23 protein-coding genes are annotated in these 23,906 nt (G+C 46.0%); all 23 read left to right on the forward strand.

What is annotated here, in order from left to right; all coding sequences use genetic code 11:
- Positions 1–3 precede the first annotated feature (3 nt).
- On the forward strand, positions 4–1,506 hold the full coding sequence (locus ABDB91_RS06705; protein ID WP_347490824.1) for a SpoVR family protein: 1,503 nt from the start codon (positions 4–6) through the stop codon (positions 1,504–1,506).
- A 238-nt stretch (positions 1,507–1,744) separates the two neighbouring features.
- On the forward strand, positions 1,745–2,605 hold the full coding sequence (locus ABDB91_RS06710) for a transporter substrate-binding domain-containing protein (RefSeq protein ID WP_347490825.1): 861 nt from the start codon (positions 1,745–1,747) through the stop codon (positions 2,603–2,605).
- 63 nt (positions 2,606–2,668) lie between these two features.
- Entirely contained in the window at positions 2,669–3,343 is a 675-nt protein-coding gene (locus tag ABDB91_RS06715) for an amino acid ABC transporter permease (RefSeq protein WP_347490826.1), read from the forward strand.
- 11 nt (positions 3,344–3,354) lie between these two features.
- On the forward strand, positions 3,355–4,116 hold the full coding sequence (gene ehuA, locus ABDB91_RS06720; protein ID WP_347490827.1) for an ectoine/hydroxyectoine ABC transporter ATP-binding protein EhuA: 762 nt from the start codon (positions 3,355–3,357) through the stop codon (positions 4,114–4,116).
- Between the two features lie 226 nt (positions 4,117–4,342).
- Positions 4,343–5,203, forward strand: a complete 861-nt coding sequence (locus tag ABDB91_RS06725; protein ID WP_347490829.1) for a Ku protein — start codon at positions 4,343–4,345, stop codon at positions 5,201–5,203.
- Positions 5,200–6,168, forward strand: a complete 969-nt coding sequence (gene ligD / locus ABDB91_RS06730) for a non-homologous end-joining DNA ligase (RefSeq protein ID WP_347490830.1) — start codon at positions 5,200–5,202, stop codon at positions 6,166–6,168. The genes ABDB91_RS06725 and ligD overlap by 4 nt, the downstream gene beginning before the upstream one ends.
- A 441-nt stretch (positions 6,169–6,609) precedes the next feature.
- Entirely contained in the window at positions 6,610–7,704 is a 1,095-nt protein-coding gene (gene dprA, locus ABDB91_RS06735; protein WP_347490832.1) for a DNA-processing protein DprA, read from the forward strand.
- Between the two features lie 99 nt (positions 7,705–7,803).
- Complete coding sequence (gene topA / locus ABDB91_RS06740; protein ID WP_347490833.1) at positions 7,804–9,951, forward strand: type I DNA topoisomerase; 2,148 nt, start codon at positions 7,804–7,806, stop codon at positions 9,949–9,951.
- Positions 9,952–9,987: 36 nt separating this feature from the next.
- On the forward strand, positions 9,988–11,295 hold the full coding sequence (gene trmFO / locus ABDB91_RS06745; protein ID WP_347490834.1) for a methylenetetrahydrofolate--tRNA-(uracil(54)-C(5))-methyltransferase (FADH(2)-oxidizing) TrmFO: 1,308 nt from the start codon (positions 9,988–9,990) through the stop codon (positions 11,293–11,295).
- A 51-nt stretch (positions 11,296–11,346) separates the two neighbouring features.
- Positions 11,347–12,255: a tyrosine recombinase XerC gene (gene xerC, locus ABDB91_RS06750; protein WP_347490836.1), complete on the forward strand. Its 909-nt coding sequence runs from the start codon at positions 11,347–11,349 to the stop codon at positions 12,253–12,255.
- A gap of 25 nt (positions 12,256–12,280) precedes the next feature.
- Positions 12,281–12,811 (forward strand): ATP-dependent protease subunit HslV, encoded by a 531-nt coding sequence (gene hslV, locus ABDB91_RS06755; protein ID WP_347490838.1) that lies wholly within the window; start codon positions 12,281–12,283, stop codon positions 12,809–12,811.
- 18 nt (positions 12,812–12,829) lie between these two features.
- Positions 12,830–14,230 (forward strand): ATP-dependent protease ATPase subunit HslU, encoded by a 1,401-nt coding sequence (hslU, locus tag ABDB91_RS06760; RefSeq protein WP_347490840.1) that lies wholly within the window; start codon positions 12,830–12,832, stop codon positions 14,228–14,230.
- A gap of 200 nt (positions 14,231–14,430) precedes the next feature.
- Positions 14,431–15,213: a GTP-sensing pleiotropic transcriptional regulator CodY gene (codY, locus tag ABDB91_RS06765; RefSeq protein WP_347490842.1), complete on the forward strand. Its 783-nt coding sequence runs from the start codon at positions 14,431–14,433 to the stop codon at positions 15,211–15,213.
- A gap of 215 nt (positions 15,214–15,428) precedes the next feature.
- Complete coding sequence (gene rpsB, locus ABDB91_RS06770) at positions 15,429–16,127, forward strand: 30S ribosomal protein S2 (RefSeq protein WP_347490843.1); 699 nt, start codon at positions 15,429–15,431, stop codon at positions 16,125–16,127.
- A 116-nt stretch (positions 16,128–16,243) separates the two neighbouring features.
- Positions 16,244–16,897: a translation elongation factor Ts gene (gene tsf / locus ABDB91_RS06775; RefSeq protein ID WP_347490844.1), complete on the forward strand. Its 654-nt coding sequence runs from the start codon at positions 16,244–16,246 to the stop codon at positions 16,895–16,897.
- A 72-nt stretch (positions 16,898–16,969) separates the two neighbouring features.
- Complete coding sequence (gene pyrH, locus ABDB91_RS06780; protein WP_347490845.1) at positions 16,970–17,707, forward strand: UMP kinase; 738 nt, start codon at positions 16,970–16,972, stop codon at positions 17,705–17,707.
- Positions 17,685–18,242, forward strand: a complete 558-nt coding sequence (gene frr / locus ABDB91_RS06785; RefSeq protein WP_347491547.1) for a ribosome recycling factor — start codon at positions 17,685–17,687, stop codon at positions 18,240–18,242. The genes pyrH and frr overlap by 23 nt, the downstream gene beginning before the upstream one ends.
- Entirely contained in the window at positions 18,242–18,457 is a 216-nt protein-coding gene (locus ABDB91_RS06790; RefSeq protein WP_347490846.1) for a hypothetical protein, read from the forward strand. Before frr ends, ABDB91_RS06790 begins: the two co-directional genes overlap by 1 nt.
- Positions 18,458–18,767: 310 nt before the next feature.
- Positions 18,768–19,568: an isoprenyl transferase gene (locus tag ABDB91_RS06795; RefSeq protein ID WP_347490848.1), complete on the forward strand. Its 801-nt coding sequence runs from the start codon at positions 18,768–18,770 to the stop codon at positions 19,566–19,568.
- A 51-nt stretch (positions 19,569–19,619) separates the two neighbouring features.
- Entirely contained in the window at positions 19,620–20,405 is a 786-nt protein-coding gene (locus ABDB91_RS06800; RefSeq protein ID WP_347490849.1) for a phosphatidate cytidylyltransferase, read from the forward strand.
- Between the two features lie 14 nt (positions 20,406–20,419).
- On the forward strand, positions 20,420–21,502 hold the full coding sequence (ytvI, locus tag ABDB91_RS06805; protein ID WP_347490851.1) for a sporulation integral membrane protein YtvI: 1,083 nt from the start codon (positions 20,420–20,422) through the stop codon (positions 21,500–21,502).
- A 22-nt stretch (positions 21,503–21,524) separates the two neighbouring features.
- Positions 21,525–22,688 carry a 1-deoxy-D-xylulose-5-phosphate reductoisomerase gene (locus tag ABDB91_RS06810; protein ID WP_347490852.1) on the forward strand — a complete coding sequence of 388 codons (1,164 nt, stop codon included), beginning with the start codon at positions 21,525–21,527 and terminating at the stop codon, positions 22,686–22,688.
- Between the two features lie 25 nt (positions 22,689–22,713).
- Positions 22,714–23,748, forward strand: a complete 1,035-nt coding sequence (gene rseP / locus ABDB91_RS06815; protein WP_347490853.1) for an RIP metalloprotease RseP — start codon at positions 22,714–22,716, stop codon at positions 23,746–23,748.
- Positions 23,749–23,906 lie beyond the last annotated feature (158 nt).

The following is a 23,906-nucleotide window of genomic DNA, read 5'->3' on the forward strand; positions in this document are numbered from 1 at the left end:
GCTTTGCATCCACAGGAAGAAATAAAAAAGCTGGAAAAATCTATTGAGCAAATAACCGACATAGCCAGGAAGTTTAACCTTGACTTCTACAACATGTATTTTGAAATATGCCCGGCGGATATTATCTACTCATTTGGTTCATATGGCATGCCCACTCGTTTTTCACATTGGACCTTCGGCAAGGCGTATCACAAGATGAAAACGCAATATGATTATAATCTCAGCCGTATTTATGAAATGGTTATCAATAGCGATCCCTGTTATGCGTTTTTGCTGGAAGGAAATTCGCTGGTGCAAAATAAAATGGTTATTGCCCATGTATTGGCGCACTGCGATTTTTTTAAGAACAATTATTACTTTAACAGAACATCAAGGAAAATGGTGGAAAGTATGTCGGTGGCAGCGGACCGCATTAGGGGTTACGAGTTTAAATTCGGGCGGGATAAAGTGGAAAGTTTTTTAGATGCGGTAATTTCATTGCAGGAAAATATAGACTCCGAGCGGCATATTGATCCGGGCGAGGGTAAAAAGAAAAAATATAAAAATAAAGGTCACTCTTGTCGGGAGCAAACCTGTTCCGGTGATAAATGCTGCCAAGGCAGTTGTCACCGGGATACTCACCGGCAAAGCGATTCCGGGCAGAGCACTCCCTATGACGATCTTTGGAATCTGGATAAACGTGAGTGTGATGGAAAATGCGATGAAGCGGAAGATGAGGTAAAGAGAATACCCGAACAGCCGGAAAAGGACTTGCTGCTTTTTATGATGAATTACGGGCGTGATTTACAAGATTGGCAAAGGGATGTAATTTCCATTATTCGGGAAGAAATGCTGTATTTTTGGCCTCAAATGCAAACTAAAATTATGAACGAGGGTTGGGCTACTTACTGGCATATGCGTATTATGCGGGAAATGGATTTAACCGAGGATGAAGCGGTGGAATTTGCCAAGACTCATTCCGGGGTTATCCAGCCGTCTAAATACCAAATAAACCCGTATTATTTGGGACTGAAAATGTATGAAGATATTGAAAAGAGATGGGATAATCCCACTGACGAAGAAAAAGAAAAATACGGGCGTCCGGGTGGCGAGGGCAAACAGAAAATTTTTGAAGTACGTGAAACAGAAAACGATTTGTCGTTTATACGCAATTATTTAACCAGAGAGCTAGTGGAAGAATATGACCTGTATTTATATAAGAAAATCGGTTACGATTGGAAGGTTAGCGATAAAGATTGGGAAAAAGTACGGGACGGATTAGTAATAAATCTGTATAACTGCGGACTGCCGTATATTGTGGTTGAGGACGGTGATTTCGGCAAGCGAGGCGAAATTTATTTGAGGCATGTGCATGAGGGATCGGATTTGGACGTTTATTACTTGGAAAGAACGCTGCCCCATGTATATAAAGTATGGGGCCGGGCGGTGCATATGGAAACGATAGTGGATGGCAAAAAGGTTTTATTTACCTTTAACGGAGATAAAACAAGCAAAAAATTTATTTAGAATTTTTACATCTACCCTGCATCGCGGGGTATTTTTTATGAGTAAATATTGGGGGGATATAAAATTAACTGTCCTTTTTTATGTAGTCTATTATGAGTTAACGCAGTTGTTTTTTACATATCATTAATGCAGTATCTGTTTAAATATCTCCAGCATTGTTAAAGTATTGACTTCAATTCTTTAGTTGGTTAAACTGTTGGAGAAGTATTTTATTATTTGTCGAAGGAGATGGAGATAATTGCGTAGAACCAAGTGTTTATGGCTGCTAATGCTGGTGCTTAGCCTGGCGCTGGTGGCGGCGGGATGCGGTGGTGAAGAGCCTGCCGGCAAGTCTGATGGACAAGCTGTAAGCGGGGATACCGAAAAAACCAGTTGGGAACTGATCCAGGAAAAGGGCGTCATGACTATCGGTCTGGATGATACTTTCCGTCCCATGGGGTTTAGGGATGAGAAAGGTGAACTGGTTGGTTTTGACATTGATATGGGTAAAGAAATTGAGAAACGCCTGGGCATAAAGATGGAGTGGATTCCCACCGACTGGAATGGTGTGACAGGCGCGTTGAACGCTAAGAAATTTGACGTAGTTATCAATGGCATGAGTATTACCAAAGAGCGCGAGGCCGCGATTGGTTTTTCCATACCGTACGTTAACGCCAGTATTGGCATGGCGGTACTTAAGGATAACACGGATATCAACACCAAGGATGATTTAAAAGGCAAAACAGTGGCCACTCAGGCCGGTAGTTCCGGATGTGAGGCCTGTAAGTCTCTGATAGAAGAAGGCATTATCAAGGAAGCCGGCCTTAGGCAGTATAACCAGTACCCCGAAGCCTTCCAGGATCTTTCCATCGGTAGAGTTGACGTGGTAGTGGTCGATGTGACTACGGCTGAAGATTATATCGGTGAAAAGCCGGATGCTTACAAAATTATTAAAAAGCCTCTGGTGGAAGATATGTACGCCATTGGTTTGCGGAAGGAAGATAAGGACCTCAAGGAAGCACTGGACAAAACTTTACGGGAAATGATGGCGGACGGTACCTTGACCGAAATATCCAAGAAGTGGTTTGACGGTAAAGATATGATTGCTATGCCGAAGTAGAATATCGGGGCGCGATTTATCGCGCCCTATCAAGCTTTAAGCTAACTAACGGGGTGTTTTATATTGCACATCGGTCCAATCGACGTTGATTTTTTGCTGGCTATATTACCAATACTTTTCAAAGGTGCATTAATGACCGTTGAATTAACTGTGCTGGCTATTCTTTTCGGCACTATTATCGGGTTATTTGTTGCCCTGATGAAAATCTCTCGTATTAAACTGCTGTCAATGATCGGCGGTTTTTATACCTGGGTAGTTCGCGGTATACCGCTGTTGGTGCAACTCTATATTTTGTATTATGGTTTGGCGCAGTATCTTGATATACAACTAAGTCCCAAGGCTGCGGCGGTGCTGGGACTGAGTATCTGCGGCGGGGCGTACATAGCGGAAATCATTAGGGCGGGTATCCAGTCTATCGACAAGGGGCAAATGGAAGCGGCTCTATCCCTGGGCATGTCCACCGGCCAGGCCATGCGGCGGGTAATTCTACCCCAGGCTTATCGGCGTTTACTGCCGCCTATGGGCAATGAGTTTATTGCCTTGATGAAGGATACTTCGCTGGTTTCGGTGATTACAATGGTAGAGCTGATGCGCAGTGGTATACTGCTGAATACTACTTACTTTCGTTCTATGGAAATATATTTGACTGTAGGTATTATTTATTTAATTATGACAACGTTTTTCATTTATATTATTACTCGCTTGGAAAAACGCCTGGCCATATCCGACGGGGATTGACGGAAGGTGAAATGATAGTGATAGTTGCGGAGCGCGTGAATAAACATTTTGGCGAACTACATGTTTTAAAGGATGTCAGCCTTACCGTGGCCAAAGGCGAAGTAGTGGTTATTATCGGACCCAGCGGTTCCGGTAAAAGTACTTTTTTGCGCTGTTTGAACTATTTGGAGACTATTGATAACGGTTACATTACCATGGAGGGTCAGCCCATCGGTAAAAGGAAACTAGCCGATGGCCGTTTGGTGGACGATGGCAGAAAAAATGTCTATCGCCTAAGAAGCCAAATGGGTATGGTTTTTCAGCGTTTTAATTTGTTTCCGCATCAGACAGCATTGCAAAATATAATGGAAGGGCCTATTACCGTATTCAAAGTTCCGCCGTCCGAGGCGAAGTCCCGTTCCCTGGCGTTGCTGGCCAAGGTGGGACTGGCCGATAAAGCCGACGTTTACCCGGTGCAGCTTTCCGGCGGCCAGCAGCAGCGGGTGGCTATTGCCCGGGCGCTGGCTATGCAGCCCCGGGTGATGCTGTTTGATGAGCCGACCAGTGCCCTTGACCCCGAACTGGTGGGCGAAGTGCTTGAGGTGATTAAGGACTTGGCGAGAGAGGGTATGACTATGGTTGTGGTCACGCACGAGATGGGCTTTGCCCGGGAGGTGGCCGACAGGGTTATCTTTATGGATGACGGAAGAATTGTAGAAGAGGCCAAGCCGCAAAAGATTTTTACTGACCCTGCTCATCCCCGTACCAGGGAGTTTCTAAGCAAAATATTATAGCTTTCTGTTTTGGGGGTTTAGGTTTACTTGCCCGGCCTGATTGGGCCCCGGAATATTAAACTAATAGGATTTTAAAAACCAGCGACGAATTTGATAGGCTGGTTTTTTATGTTTATATGCAATATCTTTTGCCGGTAAACCGGCAGGAACAATTTACCCCGTACCACGGGGTTTATTTTTTGAGCAGCCAAACAATAATAAAACCGACACAGATTGCTTGGCGGTTTTGCTGTGTACAATCTTCGATATTATCAGGGACGGTGAAATAATGCGTGCTCTTTGGAAGGGCGCTATTACCTTTGGATTAATATACGTTCCCGTTAAAATGTACGCTGCTACCGAAAAAAAAGATGTTAAATTTAACTATCTGCACGCCCGGTGCCACACGCCGCTGCGCTATGTGCGCTATTGTCCCCACTGTGACGGGGAAGTGAAAAATGATGAAATAGTGCGGGGCTACGAATACGAAAAGGGCCGGTATGTAACCGTTACAGAAGATGAACTGGCCGGCTTGTCCGGGGAAAAGAGTCGCAGTGTAGATATTATGGATTTTGTGGATATGCAAAAGATTGATCCGGTTTACTTCGATCGCTCTTATTACCTTGGCCCGGGTGAGGGCGGCAAAAAAGTGTACGAGCTATTAAGACGATCCATGCTGGAGACTGCCCGGGCGGCTATTGCACTTATTACCATCAGGAACAGGGAGTCTTTGGCTGTAATCAGGCCCACTGGTCGGGCGTTAATTATGGAAACAATGTTTTATGCCGATGAAGTCCGCTCGGTGGAGCAAATCGAGGAAATTGGCGGTCAGATTAATCTGCATGCAAACGAAGTGCAAATGGCGGTAAATTTAATTGAAAATCTTTCCACGGATTATGAACCCGGCAAGTATAATAGTGCCTATCGTGAAAAGCTGCATGAAATGATCAGGGCTAAAATTGCCGGTGAAGCGGTAGTGGAAAAACCGGCTGCTCCGGCTGCGGAAAATGTAGTTGACCTGATGTCGGCACTAAAGGCCAGCATCGAATTAGCCAAAGAGGAGCGTGGCCAACATAAAAAACGCCGGGTGTCGGGTAAAGGGTCGTGATTCCGGCCGGCACAGGCGTCCTGCCGCTGATAGAACCAATGCTCGCGGTCCCGGCCCGGCCTTTTGACGACTCTGAATACTACTTTGAAGTCAAGTGGGATGGCTATCGTTGTCTTGCTTATCTGGATAATTTAACTACTTTGGTTTCCAGGAACTTAAAAGATATTACCGGTACCTTTCCCGACCTGGGCGGTTTATTCCGCCGGGTAAAGGATACGCCTCTGGTGCTGGATGGCGAAATTATTGTCTTAAATGATGACAAACCATCTTTTGCTGCTTTGCAGTCCCGGGCCAAGCTGGAGGATAAAAACCGGATTATTTCGGCAGCGCGGTCGCTGCCGGCTATTTATATGGCCTTCGATATTTTATATTATCGGGGTGTGTCCATCATGCAGCGTCCTTTAAGTGAACGCCGGGAATGTCTGCAGACTGTTGTCGATGCAAATGATTATTTTTTAATTTCTGAGCTGGTGCGGGGGGAGGGGGTGGCGTTTTATCGGGCTTGTGTTGCCCAGGGGCTTGAAGGTGCCATGGCTAAAAGAGTTGACAGCAAATATACCCCTGGTAGTCGTTCGGTTTACTGGAAAAAACTGCGCCATACCCGGGAGGCCGATCTTACTGTTTGTGGATATCGCAGGGGGCGGGGGAGCAGACTATTAGGTTCGCTGGTGCTGGCTGCCTGGAACGGGGCGGACTTTGTTTACCAGGGCATGGTGGGCAGTGGATTAAGCCGGGATGAGGAAATAAATTTGCTAAAAGCAATGAACGGTCTTGCCGCAGATAGTTGTCCTATCAAAAGCGGATCGCTGCCGGTGCGGGGCGTACAGTGGGTGCGGCCGCGGCTGGTCTGCCGGGTGGAATACTTGACCCTCACCCGGGAGGGTATTATGCGCCATCCGGTATACAAGGGACTGCGCGGAGATAAATCTCCCGAGGAATGTACACCGGCCGGACAACAAAATTAGACAGAACAATTGGGGGTTATCCGGCATGTTCACAGGTAACTAATGGCAACCGTAATCATTAATCACATTATTTATCAAATTTCAATACTCCCTTTTTATTTATAAGTGGGAGTTCCTATTTTTACTCCAGGTGGGGCGGAGTTCCCGGCTGAAGCTCCGATGTTCAGCTTTAGCTGAACGAGTTTAGTAAGCGAGGTTTACAATTACAATGTTCTTGGTTCGGGGCTTGCCTTATTCTTAGCAATTTTTAGGCATATAAATCAGTCGCCTAAGGTCTGGCGGGTGGGTGTCACTATTGACTCAACTTCATTATAAAGTATAATGTTGCAATAGAGTTTTTGGAACAAGCAGGAAAAAGCTTGTTAATCTTGAACATGATGCTGTAATACTTATTTGCCCATTGGTGAGATTCCTAATAAAATTGACCGGGGTGGTGATAATGTGGATGATAGAATATACTGGCTGGCCTGGCATATTATCCTGGCCGGGCAGGCCCGGAAATTCTGGACGATAATAAAGCATTTCGGAACACCCAAGGCTGCCTGGCATGCCCCCGACAGTGAGTTTAATTCCCTGGTGGGAGCACGCCAGGCAAATAACAAGGAAATGTTGGCGCGTCGGAGAAACTGTGATTTATCCAGAGTGGCTAGTTATTTGGATGGTAAAGAAGCTGGCGTAATCTTATATGAAGATACCGAATACCCCGGGCAGTTGAAAAATATTTATGACCCGCCGCCGGCTTTATTTTTATGCGGTCGAACGAAATGTTTGGAAAACGTTTCCGCGGCCATGGTGGGTGCAAGGAAGGCTACCCCTTATGGTCTGAGTGTGGCGGAAAAATTAGCCCGGGATTTAGCAAGGGCCGGGGTAACTGTGGTTAGCGGCATGGCCCGGGGAATAGACGCCGCTGCTCACCGCGGGGCATTGGATGCCGGCGGTAATACTATTGCCGTACTGGGCTGCGGGGTGGATGTGGTTTATCCCAGAGAAAACGGCAGGTTAAGGGACGGCATTATGCAAAACGGTTTGCTAGTCAGTGAATTTCCACCGGGCACCCCGCCGGATGCCTGGCATTTTCCGGTGCGCAATCGGGTAATCAGTGGTCTGTGCAAGGTAGTGGTGGTAGTAGAGGCTGCCGAGCGGAGCGGCGCCCTGATAACTGCTCATGTGGCGCTGGAGCAGGGGCGGGATGTGATGGCGGTGCCGGGAAATATTACTTCCAAGCTAAGCCGTGGTTCAAATGAACTAATTAAGCAGGGGGCCGCACCGGTATTGGGGGTCGGTGAAATTGTGGAGGAACTGGGTCTTTCATTAATTGAAACGTCCTTGCCCCGACAGTCCGCCGGGGGTTTAAAATTAAACGATAATGAAACACTATTGCTTAAAATATTGAATTACGAAGCTGTTTCCCTGGAGCTGGTAGTGCAGAAATCGGGACTTGCGGCTGGAGAAGTGATGTCGGCGTTAATGTTTCTGGAAGTCAAGGGGTTGGTCAGGCAGATGCCCGGCAGGCTTTACGCTCTTGCCGGCAATTAATGTTCTAAATAACAGTGATTTAGGATAGATTTAATAAAATGATACTCGGTAAGGGAAAACTAAGCCGGCTATCAAACCTAGAACTTTGAGGTGATATGTGTGGCAAAAACTTTAGTAATTGTGGAATCACCGGCCAAAGCCAAAAGTTTGGGCAAGTTTCTCGGCAAGAAATACACCGTTAAGGCATCTATGGGACATGTGCGGGATTTGCCCAAAAGTCAATTCGGAGTTGATATACAGGAGGATTTTAAGCCTAAATATATAACTATTCGAGGCAAAGGAGATATTATTAAAGAGCTGAAGGCCGCCACAAAAAAGGCTGACAGAGTATTGCTGGCTTCCGACCCCGACCGGGAAGGAGAGGCCATTGCCTGGCACTTGGCCAACGTATTAAATATTGACGAACAGGATTCGTGCCGGATTGCTTTTAATGAAATCACCAAACAAGCAGTACAGCAGGCGGTTAAACACCCACGCCCGGTTGACCGGCGCAAAGTGGATGCTCAGCAGGCCAGGCGTATTTTAGACAGGCTGGTGGGCTATAATTTAAGCCCGCTGTTATGGCGTAAGGTGAAAAAGGGTTTGAGTGCCGGGCGGGTGCAATCAGTCGCTATGCGGTTGATCTGTGACCGCGAAGAAGAGATCCAGGCTTTCGAGCCGGAAGAATACTGGTCTTTGCTTGCCAAGCTGGCCAAGGGCAGAACGAACAGTCTGGAGGCCAAATTACATAAAATTGACGGAGAAAAAGCGGATATTCCCAATGAAGCGCATGTAAATGAAATTAAGAATGATTTACAAAAAGCTTCTTTTGAAGTGGCTAAAATAATCCGGCGGGAGAAAAAGAGACAGCCTGCGCCGCCTTTTATTACCAGCAGTATGCAGCAGGAGGCTTATCGCAAGTTAAATTTTACAGCCCGGAAAACTATGATGGTAGCCCAACAGCTTTATGAGGGGCTGGATTTAGGCAAAGAGGGCCCGGTGGGATTGGTTACTTATATTCGTACCGATTCTACCCGAATATCTGAAAATGCGGAGCAGGAAGCGGATGCCTTTATTGCTGAACGCTTTGGCGCTGAGTACGTGCCAATCGAAAAAAAACGCGGGGCGCCTAAGGGCCGGACTCAGGATGCCCATGAGGCTATTCGGCCCACCTCGGTGCAGCGGGAACCGGATAATATCAAACAATTCTTAAGCCGTGATCAGTACAGACTATATAAATTAATTTGGGAAAGGTTTGTAGCCAGCCAGATGAGCCCGGCGATTATAGATACCACCGGTGTGGATATCAAAGCCGGCAAATATACATTCCGTGCCGCCGGTTCCATCGTCAAATTTACCGGTTTTACGAAGGTTTATATTGAGGGGCGTGACGACGAGGAAGACACCGGCGAAGGTAAAACATTGCCGGAGCTTAAGGAAGGTGAACAATTAAAGCTGCGCACCCTGGTGCCGAAACAACACTTTACCCAGCCGCCGCCCCGATTCACTGATGCTACATTAATTAAAACTTTGGAGGAAAAAGGTATAGGCCGGCCCAGCACCTATGCGCCGATTGTAGATACTATCCTTAAAAGGGGTTATGTAGTCAGAGAAAAGAAAAATTTTTATCCCACCGAACTTGGTTTGGTGGTGGTGGACTTGCTGAAAAAATATTTTTTCAATATTATTGATGTTGAGTTTACCGCTGCGATGGAGCAAAAACTGGACGATATAGAAGAAGGGGATGTAAACTGGGTTAGTATTCTCGAAGATTTTTACATGCCCTTTCAGGAATTGCTGGAGGTAGCCGATCAAGAGATTGAACAAGTTCAGGTGGAGGATGAAGTTACTGACGAAGTATGTGAACTGTGCGGCAGAAATATGGTCATTAAAATGGGCAGATACGGGAAATTTTTGGCTTGCCCGGGATTTCCGGAATGCAGAAATGCCAGGCCATTATTGGAGCCAACCGGCGTTTCCTGTCCCAATTGCGGCGGCGAGCTGGTTTTAAGACGCAGCAAAAAAGGCAGAAAATTTTATGGCTGCAGTAATTACCCAGCATGTGATTTCGTGGTCTGGGATCAGCCAACCAACCGCAAATGCCCCTTGTGTAACAGTATGATGGTATTAAAGGAAAATAGAAAAGGACGGGTATATCAGTGTATTAGCAAGGAATGCGGAGGTAAAGTTGAAGCGCCTCAGGAAGATGAAAGGGAGAACAATGAGAGTGCCTCAAAAGAAGCAAATGATTTGGTGAGGGCATATTAAACACGAAAATTAGCTTTAATTATAGAGGTGGCCGTATTGCAAAAACGATTAGTCATTATCGGTGCCGGTTTGGCCGGTTCGGAGGCAGCCTGGCAGGCGGTCCGCAGAGGTGTCCCGGTTTCTCTTTATGAAATGCGCCCACAAAAGAGTACGCCGGCACATCAAACCGGGTATTTTGCAGAACTGGTGTGCAGTAATTCGCTTAGGGCCCGGGCACTGGAAAATGCCGTGGGTTTACTAAAGGAGGAAATGCGCAGGCTGGATTCTCTTATTATGCGTTGCGCCGATCAATATAACGTTCCGGCCGGGGGAGCGCTGGCTGTGGATAGAGATGGTTTTGCCGGTGCCGTTACCGGTATGTTGGAAAATCATCCGTTAGTAACGGTGCACAGGGAGGAATATACTGATATAATTAACGATGTGGTGCTGGTGGCCTCGGGCCCTTTAACTTCAGACCGGTTGGCGGAGAAGATCAGGGAGTTTACCGGGCAAGAGTATTTATATTTTCATGATGCCGTGGCTCCAATTGTGAGCCTGGAATCAATCAATATGGACAAAGTGTTTTGGTCCTCCCGTTATGGCAAAGGTGAGGACGACTATATGAACTGTGCCATGAACGAGTCCGAATATGCCGCCTTTCAGGATGCTTTAGCCGCCGCTGAGCGGGCGCCACGCAAGGACTTCGATCAGGAAATTAATTTTGAAGGCTGCATGCCTATCGAAGTGCTGGCCCGGCGGGGAAAGGATACCATGCGCTTTGGGCCGTTAAAACCAGTTGGGCTGGTTGACCCGCGTACCGGTAAAAGACCCTTTGCCGTGGTGCAGCTGCGCAGGGATAACGCCGCGGGTACACTGCTTAATATCGTTGGCTTTCAAACCCATCTTAAATGGAGCGAACAAAAACGCGTGTTCAGCATGATACCCGGCTTGGAACAGGCCGAGTTTGTGCGCTATGGCGTCATGCACCGCAATACATATATTAATTCCCCCGTGTTATTGAAACCGACTTATCAGTGTAAATTGAAAGAGGATTTATTCTTTGCCGGGCAATTGACCGGGGTGGAGGGATATGTGGAATCAGCAGCCTCGGGGCTGGCGGCAGGCATAAATGCCGCTTTGCTGATAAAAGGGCGTGAGCCGGTGGTTTGGCCGGCCCAAACAGCCCACGGTGCTCTGGCCCATTACATAACATCTGCGGATGCCCGTCATTTTCAGCCTATGAATGTTACTTTCGGCCTTTTCCCACCTCTGGAAGAGAAAATCCGGGATAAAAAGAGACGCCATGCTATGTATGCCGGTCGGGCGTTGGAAGAATTAAAGCAATGTCGGGAACTATTACAATAATATAAAAGATGTGTGGCGTTAAATGATAGGTATCCAATGTGAGGTTAAACGATGTACGGTTATATGGATGGTTTCTTCATTTATTTGCAAATGGAAAAAAACGCTTCACCCTACACCATTAAAAGTTACGATGACGATTTATACGACGGGCTGACTTTTTTTGCCCGGATTCTGGCTAAAGAAGACTACAGCATTCACCCGGCCCAGATCACCAAAACCCTTTTCAGAAGTTATCTGGCGGATATGCATGAGCGTCAAAAATCAGGTGCCACCATAGCCAGGCGTATGTCAACCTGGCGGTCGTTTTTTAGATATCTGTGTCGGGAGGGGGTACTGGAGGATAACCCTCTGTCCAGGATTAGTATTATCAAGCGCAACCAAAAGCTGCCCCGCTTTCTGACTGAGGCGGAGATGAAACAATTGGTGGAATATCCCGAGCGAGTAAAGCTATTGGGGGCTCGGGATACGGCTATTCTGGAAACGTTATATAGTACGGGTATCAGGGTGGGTGAGCTGGTGCGTATTAATATTGGAGATATTGATTTGAACAAGGGCACAATAAAGGTGACCGCCAAAGGTAACCGGGAACGCCTTGTTCCACTGGGCAGTTACGCGCTGGAAGCGGTGCGTTGCTACATGCAAGAAGCCCGACCAATGTTGATAAAGGGTAAAAAAGGGCGTTTGGAGGCCCTGTTTCTAAATAGTAAAGGCGGTCGGCTTACGGACCGGGGTGTGCGCTGGTTGGTTAAAAAATATGTACGGCAATTGCAGTTGCATGACCGGACCAGCCCGCATACATTTAGACATTCTTTTGCCACCCATTTGTTGGATAGTGGTGCTGATTTACGTTCGGTGCAGGAACTGCTGGGGCATGCACGGCTTTCCACTACCCAAATTTATACTCATCTGAGCAAAGAACGTATTAAAAACGTTTATGATAAATGCCATCCCAGAGCATAAAATTTGCTTTAAAGGAGAATGACCCATGTTCCATGCCACTACTATTGTGGCCGTTAAGCAAGGTAATGAAGTAGCCATGGCCGGTGACGGTCAGGTTACTTTCGGTCAAAATACCATATTAAAACACAATGCCCGTAAATTGCGCCGTTTGCATGGTGGAACGGTACTGGCCGGGTTTGCCGGTTCGGTTGCCGATGCTATCACTTTATTTGAGAAGTTTGAGAATAAGCTTGAATCTTATCAGGGTAATATGAAGAGGGCGGCGGTGGAATTAGCCAAAGAATGGCGCACCGATAAATACTTGCGCCGACTCGAAGCGCTGCTGGCTGTTGCTGATAAAGAATGTATACTCGTTATAAGCGGTAATGGTGAAGTTATTGAGCCTGATGACGGGGTTCTTGCTATTGGTTCCGGTGGGCCATACGCTATGGCTGCCGCCCGGGCGCTGGTCAAACATGCCGGGATGAGTGCCGTGGACGTGGCCCGTGAGGCTATGTCCATAGCTGCCGACATTTGCATCTATACTAATAATCATATTATTGTAGAGACATTATAAAAACGGAGGTTGCTTAGTATGAATTCGCTGACACCCGGGCAAATTGTGGCGGAACTTGATAAATACGTGGTTGGGCAAAATCAGGCTAAAAAAGCGGTGGCCATAGCGTTGCGCAACAGGTATCGGAGAAGCAGGCTGCCTGAAGATTTACGGGATGAGGTAATGCCTAAAAATATATTGATGATCGGTCCCACGGGTGTGGGCAAGACTGAAATTGCCCGCCGGTTGGCCAAACTGGTTAAAGCACCGCTGGTCAAGGTGGAAGCAACCAAATTTACCGAAGTGGGTTATGTGGGGCGGGATGTGGAATCGATGGTGCGTGATTTGGTGGAAACATCCATTCGCATGGTAAAACAGGAAAGAATGACCCGTGTGGAGGAAAAAGCTAAAAAGATGGCGGAGGAAAAAATTATAGAATTGCTGGCCCCCTTGCCAAGAGAGGAGAAAAGTGCACGCAATCCTCTCGAGATGCTGTTTGGTTCCGGTCGCCAGCCGGAGCAGACGGAAAATACTCAGTACCAGCAAATGGCCAGCCGGGTTAAATTTGAAAGGGAAACTTTGCGGGAAAAGTTGGCCGGAGGCGAACTGGAAGGAGAATACATAGAAATTGAGGTGGAAGACAACAGACCGCCCATGATGGAAGTGTTTACCGGATCGGGCGTTGAAGAGATGGGCGTTAATATAAGTGATATGTTAGGTAATTTTTTTCCCAAGAAAAAACGCCAGCGCCGTTTGACTGTTGCCGAGGCGCGTAAAATTCTAACCCAACAGGAAGCTCAGAAATTAATTGATATGGATGAGGTGACCTCCAGTGCTGTGCAGTTGGCGGAGAATGACGGAATTATTTTTTTAGACGAAATCGATAAAATTGCCGTTCGTGAAGGGGGCGCCGGCCCTGATGTCTCCCGTGGCGGTGTACAGAGGGATATACTGCCCATAGTTGAAGGGTCCACAGTAATGACTAAATACGGACCGGTTAAAACAGATCATATATTGTTTATAGCGGCCGGCGCTTTCCATATGTCCAAACCGTCGGATCTAATCCCCGAACTGCAGGGCCGGTTTCCCATTAGGGTGGAGTTGACCAGTCTAACTAAAGATGATTTTTGGCAAATTTTAATTGAGCCCAAGAATTCTTTGATCAGGCAGTATATTGAATTATTGCGTACTGAAGGAGTAGAGGTTATATTTTCGCCAAATTCTCTTGTGAAAATTGCTGAAATCGCTTATACTGTTAATGAGCAAACAGAAAATATAGGAGCAAGGCGGCTGCACACAATTATGGAAAAGCTTTTGGAGGATGTTTCTTTTAATGCCACCGAGCTTGAGGATAAATCATTCAACATTGATGAACAGTATGTCGGCAAAAAACTTGGTGAGGTAGTAAAGGATCAAGATTTGAGCAGGTATATATTGTAATCATGAATTAATATATGCATAATAATAAGTAATTTGTTTTATATCAGTATAACAGGTAATAGGTTTGACCGCATGTTTAAAAGGCTATACGCTTTAAACTCTATAATTTGCTACAATAATTACAGCCGGTCAAAGAATATTTGCTGTTGCATTGAAAAGGTATTAGTAATTGAATTAGTATAAGAAAGAGGCGATGTAGCTTGCGTAACTTGCTTGCTAAAACCCGCTCCATTAATAAGGTACTGCAAAAATCTGCGGGTTATCCGGTCGATTTTAAAGAAATTTCGGCAATATTAAGTGAAAATATCGAATGCAGTATTTATATTTTGGATCGCCGGGGGAAAGTACTCGGATACAGTTATTTAAAAGGGTTTGTTTGTGATGTGATGGAAAATATTGTAGAGTCGCCGGCAGGTTTCCCGGAAGAATATAACGAAAACCTATTGCGGATTAATGAAACTCACGCTAATATTTGTCAGACTGTCAACGTCTGCGTTTTCCATCACGACAAGAAGTGTGAATACAGTAAAGTAACTACCGTAGTGCCTATTGTAGGCGCAGGTACGAGATTAGGGACGTTGGTTCTGGCCAAATACGAAAAAAACTTTACCGATGAAGATTTAATATTGGCTGAGCTTGGCGCCACCGTTGTAGGTATGGAAATATTGCGGGCCCGCCAGGATCGTATGGAGGAGGAAGCCAGGAAGCGTGCCGCCGTGCAAATTGCCATTGGTACGTTGTCATATTCAGAGCTTGACGCCGTGCACCATATATTTAGGCAACTTGACGGTGACGAAGGATTGCTGGTTGCCAGTAAGATAGCGGATAGGGTAGGTATAACCAGGTCTGTAATTGTAAATGCTTTGCGCAAGTTTGAAAGTGCCGGTGTTATTGAGTCAAAATCTCTTGGTATGAAAGGAACTTTTATAAAAGTTTTAAATGACCGTTTGCTTGAAGAGTTGGAAAGGATTAGGGAGCATTAAAAGATGTTATTAAGAGTCAGTCATTGAAGAGATGGCTGACTTTTTTTGTACTCTTTTATAGGCAGCCTTGTCATAGGTTAAACTTTATGTTAGAATACATCCTGGTGTTAAATACACACGTTGCCGGATTTTGCGCAGGTGGTCCCCCGTGGGGGGCCTGGGAAAGATGATGGCGGCGGAGGAAAAAACCGGCGGGGGAGGAGGTGTTACTACCAGTGGCCGTAATATCTATGAAACAGTTGCTTGAGGCCGGTGTTCATTTTGGACACCAGACTCGGAGATGGAACCCCAAAATGGCTCCCTATATTTTTACAGATCGCAATGGTATATATATTATAGACCTGCAAAAAACTGTAAAAAAAGTAGAGGAAGCATATAACTTCGTAAAATCTACCGTACAACAAGGCGGCAATATATTGTTTGTTGGCACAAAAAAACAGGCTCAGGAATCAGTTCGTGAAGAAGCTGATCGGTGCGGTATGTTTTATGTCAACCAGCGCTGGCTTGGAGGCATGTTGACTAACTTTCAGACCATTCGCAAGCGCATTGACAGGCTGCATGCACTGGAAAAGATGGAACAAGACGGAACAATGGATAAACTGCCTAAAAAAGAAGTAGCTGAATTGCTGCATGAAAAAGAAAGATTAGCTAAATTTTTGGGCGGTATCAAGGAAATGCGCCGTTTGCCCCAGGCAATATTTGTTATTGACCCGCGTAAGGAGCGTATTGCCGTTGCGGAAGGACGCAAGTTAGGCATTCCCATTGTGGCTATCGTGGATACAAATTGCGATCCTGACGAAGTTGACTACATTATACCCGGTAATGATGATGCCATTAGGGCGGTCAGACTTTTAACCGCAAAAATGGCTGATGCCGTTATTGAAGGCAACCAGGGTGAACAAACTGCTGAATAATTTTGTTGGCGGGGGATTGACCTGGGAAGGTAACCCCTGCCTTTTTTTCTATTAGGTTGAATTTTTGGATATAATAGTACATTACATGAGAAAACACCGATAGGGGGGTTTGTTTGATGGCTGAAATAACTGCGGCAATGGTAAAAGAATTGCGTGAAAAATCCGGTGCAGGTATGATGGATTGTAAAAAAGCATTGGTAGCAACGGATGGCAATATGGAGAAAGCTATTGATTATTTACGTGAAAAGGGATTGGCATCCGCAGCTAAAAAATCCGGTAGGATCACCGCCGAGGGCTTGGTGGATTCCTATATTCACGCCGGCGGTAAGATTGGTGTACTGCTGGAGGTAAACTGTGAAACGGATTTCGTAGCTAAAACCGATGAGTTTAAAGAATTGGTAAGGGATATTGCTATGCAGATTGCCGCTGCCCGTCCGCAATATGTGACTAAAGAAGAAGTGCCCGAGAACATTGTGGCTAAAGAAAAAGAAATTTTAGCTGCTCAGGCGGCTAATGAAGGAAAACCGGCTAAGATTATCGAAAAAATGGTGGAAGGCAGAATTGAAAAATTTTATAAGGATATTTGCTTATTGGAACAACCTTTTATTAAAGACACGGACAAAACTGTTAAACAGCTGGTAACTGAAAAGATTGCTAAAATAGGTGAAAATATTTCAGTGCGCAGATTTGTTCGCTATGAGCTTGGTGAGGGACTGGAAAAAAGGAAGGATGACTTTGCCGCGGAGGTAGCGGCACAGGCAAGAAAATAATAAAGGCATGAAAAGGAATTATTATTATTATGTAGAAGAATAAATGTAGTGACGGGAGGTTATATGGCCCCAATGGATGCACCCAAGTATAAAAGGGTCGTATTAAAACTTAGCGGTGAGGCCTTGGCTGGGACCATGGGATATGGCATTGACCCCGAGGTCGTATATTCAATAGCGGTACAGATCAAAGAAGTGGTTCGATTGGGTGTCGAGGTGGCGGTTGTTGTCGGCGGAGGCAATATATGGCGCGGTGTGGCGGGCAGTACCAAGGGGATGGACAGAGCCACGGCTGATTATATGGGTATGCTGGCTACGGTAATTAACTCATTGGCCTTGCAGGATGCTTTAGCTAAACATGACGTTGACACCAGAGTACAAACTGCTATCGAAATGCGCGAAGTGGCTGAGCCATATATCCGCCGGCGGGCTATCAGACACCTGGAAAAAAGCCGGGTGGTAATATTTGCTGCGGGCACGGGAAACCCATATTTTTCTACCGATACTACTGCCGCTCTGCGAGCGGCGGAGATAGAAGCCGAGGTAATTTTAATGGCCAAGCGGGTTGATGGTGTATATGATTCAGACCCTCTTAAAAATGAAAATGCTGTCAAATTTGGCCGGCTAAGTTATATCGACCTGTTAAATAAAGGGTTAGGCGTAATGGATTCAACAGCTACCTCCCTGTGCATGGACAACCGTATTCCTTTGCTTGTTTTTGGGCTTAATGAGACGGGCAATATAAAACGGGCCGTTTTAGGCGAAAATGTTGGAACATATGTTGGGGGTGATTTTATTGACACTTCTGTCTGATTCCGAAAAAAATATGCAAAAAACGGTGGAGGTAGTGGACAAAGAGTTTGCCTCGCTGCGTGCCGGGAGAGCCACTCCCGCTTTATTGGATAAAATTATGGTGCCATACTATGGTACTCCGACACCGGTAAATCAGCTGGCCAATATTAATATCCCCGAGGCGCGATTGCTGGTTATTCAGCCTTGGGATAAGAATGTCCTGTCGGATATTGAAAAAGCTATTTTAAAATCTGATTTAGGAATTACACCGGCCAGTGACGGTAATGTGATCAGGTTGGCTGTACCGCAATTGACCAGGGAAAGAAGAGCCGAGCTGGTTAAAGTTATTAAGAAGAAAGCTGAAGAGGGCCGGGTGGCCGTGCGTAATTTGCGCAGGGACGCCAATGATGGATTGAAAAGCCAGCAAAAGAACGGGGATATTTCCGAAGATGAGTTGCGGCGCCTTCAGGATGAAGTACAAAAGCTTACTGATAAATACATAAAGGAAATTGATGCATTGTTTGCCGCTAAAGAAAAGGAAATTACAACTGTTTAATGAAAGATGTGACAGCAACATTGCATATTAACAGCCTATTAATATTGAATCTGGATACGGCTCTGAAGTTATGCCGTTCAGCCGGCCGCCGTGTTGATGTGGAATTTACTTCACCACCCCGTGGAGAATTGACAGGGCAGTATAGAGTTATTCGCAGCCGCGAGCTTTCCGAGGGCAGTGTTATGTTGACGGTGGCCAGAGAAAAGTTAGCATGAGAGTCAGGTATGCGGGACTTGTCTGGGATGTTGTAAGTAATCGCAGTGATAAAAATTTATACGAACAAGTGTTGAAAATTGCAATATGTATTAATAAATGCCCCGCCGGAGCCATTATTGAAAAATAATGGAACAACCCCCCTCGTTTCCGGAGGGGGTTGTTTTATCCATTAGCTAACCGGGCTAATCCCTCGCTTTTCACAAGAACAGGGATAGCTGTTCGAGGATGTTTCCCCATGGATGGGTTGGGTCGTACCCGGCGTTTAAAACCCTACCTGAATCAAGAATTATCGAGAAAGGGGAGGCCGGAATGTTTAAATGGCTGCTGGGCAACCGTCAGGAAAATGCTGTTTCCATAAAAAAGAGTATAGGTGAAGAAGAGCTATTGGGACAGCTGGACATTAGTAAACTGCCTGTTCATGTAGCCATTATAATGGATGGAAATGGACGGTGGGCCACCCGAAGGGGAGCACCCAGGTCGTTTGGACACAGGGCAGGCGTTAATGCTTTGCGTGAAGTGGTAAAGCTAAGCGTAGAGCTTAAGTTAAAACATTTGACGGTATATGCTTTTTCCACTGAAAACTGGAAAAGGCCGCGTGACGAAGTAAATATATTAATGAATTTACTGGTCGAGTACTTTAATAAAGAAATTAATGAGCTATGCGCTAATAATGTGCGTATACATCCGATGGGTATATTGTCTGAGCTTCCGGTTAAAGCCAAGGAAGCGGTGGATATGGCCATAAGGCGCAGCAAAAATAATACGGGTCTGGTTTTTAATGTAGCCCTAAATTACGGTGGTAGATCTGAATTGCTTCAGGCTGTGCGGGAAATAGGGAAAAAAATTAACGATGGCGGTATGAAGGTTGAGGAAATAAATGAGCAAGTTATTGCGGAATATTTATTTACCGCCGGTCAACCTGACCCTGACTTGTTGATTAGGCCGTCGGGCGATTGCCGGGTGAGCAATTTTCTATTATGGCAGCTGGCCTATACGGAGTTCTGGCTTACCGACACCATGTGGCCGGATTTCGGCAGGAAAGAACTATTGCAAGCTTTACTGGATTTTCAGAGAAGGGAAAGGCGTTTTGGCGGTTTGTTGCATAACTAGCTGTTAGAAGGTGCTTTATCAGGATATATTTTATCCCGGGCTGGTGATTTAGTGTTTTGGCAGAGACTATTAAGCGCAATTATCGGTGTTCCCGTACTAATTACTGCGGTGTGGTATGGTGGTGCTGCGTTATTAACCGTAACCGTGGCATTGATGTTGTTGGGAGTCCGGGAAATTAGTGTTATATTTGCTAAGCTGGATTTAAAAGTGCCCCTGTTTATGGTTATGCCGGGTTGTCTTATTTTGGCTGCTGCGGCATATAAATATAAGGAGGGGTACCCGGATGATATTTCAATAATAATTTTAATATTTTACCTGGTGGTTATGATTTCTTTTTACCCGCGGTTTACCCCTCTTGATGTGGCGGCATCCTTTTTTTGTACCATATACGTGGGATTGCTTATTTTCCTTTTTCTGCTCAGTACGCTGCCAAACGGTTGGATTTGGTTAATATTAATGCTGGTCTGCACTTGGTCAAGCGATACTCTGGCTTATTTAGCCGGTCGCCGCTGGGGCAGGCGGCGCATGGCGCCTGAACTGAGTCCCGGTAAGACAGTGGAAGGGGCTTTAGGCGGTGTGCTGGGCAGCATTATAGCAGCTTGGGTGGTGGTTCTGCTATATATTCAATTACCGTTGTGGCCGGTATTGTTGTTGGGACTTATCATCGGGCTGGCGGCACAGGCGGGTGACCTGGTTGAGTCAGCCATTAAACGTTTAGCCGGGATTAAGGATGCGGGCAAGTTGATTCCCGGCCACGGAGGGGTCCTGGACCGTTTTGACAGTATGCTGTTCACGGCCCCGCTGGTATATTACTATGTGGGTTTAATTTTAAATTAACTGAGGTGAATTAGTTGCCGCGGACAGTACAAAAAATATTATACGTGCTGGCGGGTACGGTAACACTATTGGCCATTTACCTGGCTATTAAATATGTGATGCCCGAGATGTTGGAGTGGCTTTTATATTTAACCGCCGTCTTATTTCCGTTTTTGCTGGCGGTTATTTTCAGTATTTTTATGGAACCGTTGGTGGTTTTCTTCGGTCACAACGGCAGGGTCTCCCGGGCCGCTGCCGTACCTGTTGCCATGCTGGTTTTTTTCGGTGGTATCAGTACTATATTGACCTTGGTTATATTTAGGTTGGTTAAGGAATTAAGCGATCTTTCTGTGATGCTGCCTCAAAAGGTACCGGAATTGCAGTACTTTTTTGATTTATGGGTAAAGAAAAGTATTATTTTTTACGGCACTTTGCCTAAAAGTGTAACCGAAAATCTACAGCAATCTTTAAATAATGTAACCACAGCCATTGAGCACTGGGCCGGGGAATTGGTGAGTGTTTTGCTTGCTGTTATAAGCGGTATTCCCGGTGCTATTATGGTAATATTGGTTAGTTTAGTCGCCACTTATTTTTTTAGCAAAGACAGGGAAAAAATAGCCCGGCTATGGCTCAGGGTAGCCCCTCCACCCTGGGGTGCGCGGGTTCTGGAAGTAAGCAAACAGGTGGCTCTGGCCTTTCAATCATATATACGGGCCCAATTTATTTTAGTTTCCATTACTGCTTTTTTAAGTATTATAGGTCTCCATTTCATAGGTGCAAGTTATGCCTTGACCATAGGTTTACTGATTGGCTTTCTGGATATGATACCGGTATTGGGTCCGGGGACTATTTATATCCCCTGGGCTATTTGGGCGTTTGTTGCCGGTAATGTGCTATTGGGTGTAGAGCTTACGGTGCTCTATCTGCTGGTAATGGTTGTTAGGGCATTGCTTGAGGCTAAAATTGTGGCGGCGAATTTGGGCCTGCATCCCTTAGCTGTATTGGTAGCTATGTTTGTGGGGTTGAAGACTATAGGAGTAATCGGGCTTATATTGGGTCCTATGCTGGTTATTACGATACAGGCAGCCGTAAAAGCCGGAAATCCTATTAATAAGTGAATAGAACTAATTGGAGAGCATTATGAATAAACTATCGATATTGGGTAGTACCGGATCCGTCGGACGCCAAACCATGCAGGTTTTGGATTGTTTTCCCGGTGATATCAGACCGGTGGCACTGGCTGCCGGGAAAAATAAACAACTGTTTTTGGATCAGGTTAAAAAATACAAGCCACTTTTAGTCTCTTTGCAAAAGGAAGAAGATGCTCGCTGGCTGCGGCGGCAGTTGGATAGCCGGCAGAAAACAGAAATATACTATGGTCGCGAGGGCTTGCTGGCGGCAGCTACTTGTTCCGAAGCCGATACGGTTTTAACCGCTATATCCGGCGCGATCGGTCTTTTACCCACGGTAGCGGCCATTAAGGCCGGTAAAACTATAGCCCTGGCCAATAAAGAAACGCTGGTGGCTGCAGGTGAGTTGGTGATGCGCCTGGCTGATGAATATAACGTCGCTATCAGGCCGGTGGACAGTGAACATTCAGCTATCTGGCAGTGCCTGAACGGTGAAGATAGATATGATGTGGCAAGGATTCTGCTTACTGCATCCGGCGGACCGTTCCGTACCTATCGATGCGAGCAAATGGACGCTATAGACCCTGCCGGGGCCCTTAAGCACCCCAATTGGCAGATGGGTGCCAAAATTACAGTGGACTCGGCTACTTTAATGAACAAAGGCCTTGAGGTTATTGAAGCCAGATGGTTATTTAACATAGATTATGATAATATTAACGTGGTGATTCATCCCCAGAGCATTATTCATTCCATGGTTGAATTTAATGATGGTTCCGTATTGGCCCAAATGGGTGCTCCTGACATGCGGTTGCCTATTCAATATGCTCTTTTTTATCCCCGGCGGCCGAGGGGAAAAACCCCTGGATTGCAGTGGCCCGTGGGTGAGCTAACTTTTGAAAAGCCTGATCTGGAGCGGTTTCCATCCCTGGATCTGGCTTTTCAAGCCGGGCGGATGGGCAAAACTATGCCGGCGGTACTAAACGCTGCCAATGAGGTGGCTGTACACGCTTTTTTAGCTGGAAGAATAAAATTCACAGCTATCCCCAAATTAGTTAATGAAGTGATGCAGGAACACAGCTCTGTTCATTGTGCTTCCCTGGAGGAAATACTGGAGATAGATCGCTGGGCACGCCGCCGTGCGGGAGAGATAATTATTAAAAAAAGCATGGCATGATGAAAAAAATTAAAGGATGGACTATATGGCTACTTTCTGGGCATCCGTATTTGTTTTTGGCATATTAATATTCTTTCACGAGTTGGGTCATTTTGCTGTGGCTAAAGCGGTGGGTATAAAAGTGCACGAGTTCAGCCTGGGCTTTGGCCCCAGATTGTTGGGTCTAAACCGCCAAGGCACCGATTACAACCTGCGATTATTTCCACTGGGTGGCTTTGTGCGTATGGCCGGCATGGACCCTGAGGAAGAAGATGTGGAAGAAGGCAAGGGTTTTGGCCATAAAACCATTTCGCAGCGGATGGCTGTAATAACAGCCGGTCCGCTAATGAACTTTTTACTGGCGGCGGTATTACTGGCAGTTATATTCATGCTGCAGGGCATGCCCATGCCGGGCACAACTATTGCCGGCGTTTTGCCCGGGCAACCGGCCCAGCAGGCAGGCATAAAGCCCGGTGATCAAATTTACTCTATTGCCGATAAAAAGGTGGATAATTGGGAGGAAATTATATCAAGCATCAGCAGTCGGCCCGGTCAGTCCACTAAATTGGTAGTGTTAAGGGATAACCAAAAAGTAGAATTGAGTGTCACTCCCACAGTTGGGGAGGAAGGGCGGGGAATGATCGGAATCTCCCGGGTGAAAAAATTAAACCCCTTGGCCGCGCTGGCTAAAGGTTGCGAATTTACCTTTCAGGTAACTGTATTGATATTGCAATTCATTGGTAAGATGATTATCGGTCAGGCACCCGCTGATCTGGGCGGGCCTGTGCGGGTGATCTGGGAAATTGATCGGGCGGTGCAGACAGGATTTTTTTACTTGCTGCAGCTGGCCGCCTTGTTAAGTATCAATCTGGGACTATTTAATTTATTCCCCATCCCCGCTCTGGACGGCAGCCGCATAATGTTTCTCGGTCTGGAGGGACTGCGGGGGCGCCCCGTTGACCCATCCAAGGAGAATTTTATACATATGGTAGGGTTCGGATTATTACTGTTGCTCATTGTGTTTATAACATATAACGATATATTGCAGCTATTTATTCAAAGCCCTCAGGGTGCTCCATAATCTAAAGCGGTAAATTATTAACTATGCTTAACCCCGGTGCGAGCCAGATCTGCCGGGGTAATAATTTGGGCTGCGGGCCGGTTGTTTATGTAAAACCGGTACGTAAATGATCTAATGTATGTTGTTTTTCATAAATATTTTAAGTAAAAGATGAAGCA

It is taken from the genome of Desulfoscipio sp. XC116, assembly GCF_039851975.1.
Classification (GTDB): domain Bacteria; phylum Bacillota; class Desulfotomaculia; order Desulfotomaculales; family Desulfallaceae; genus Sporotomaculum.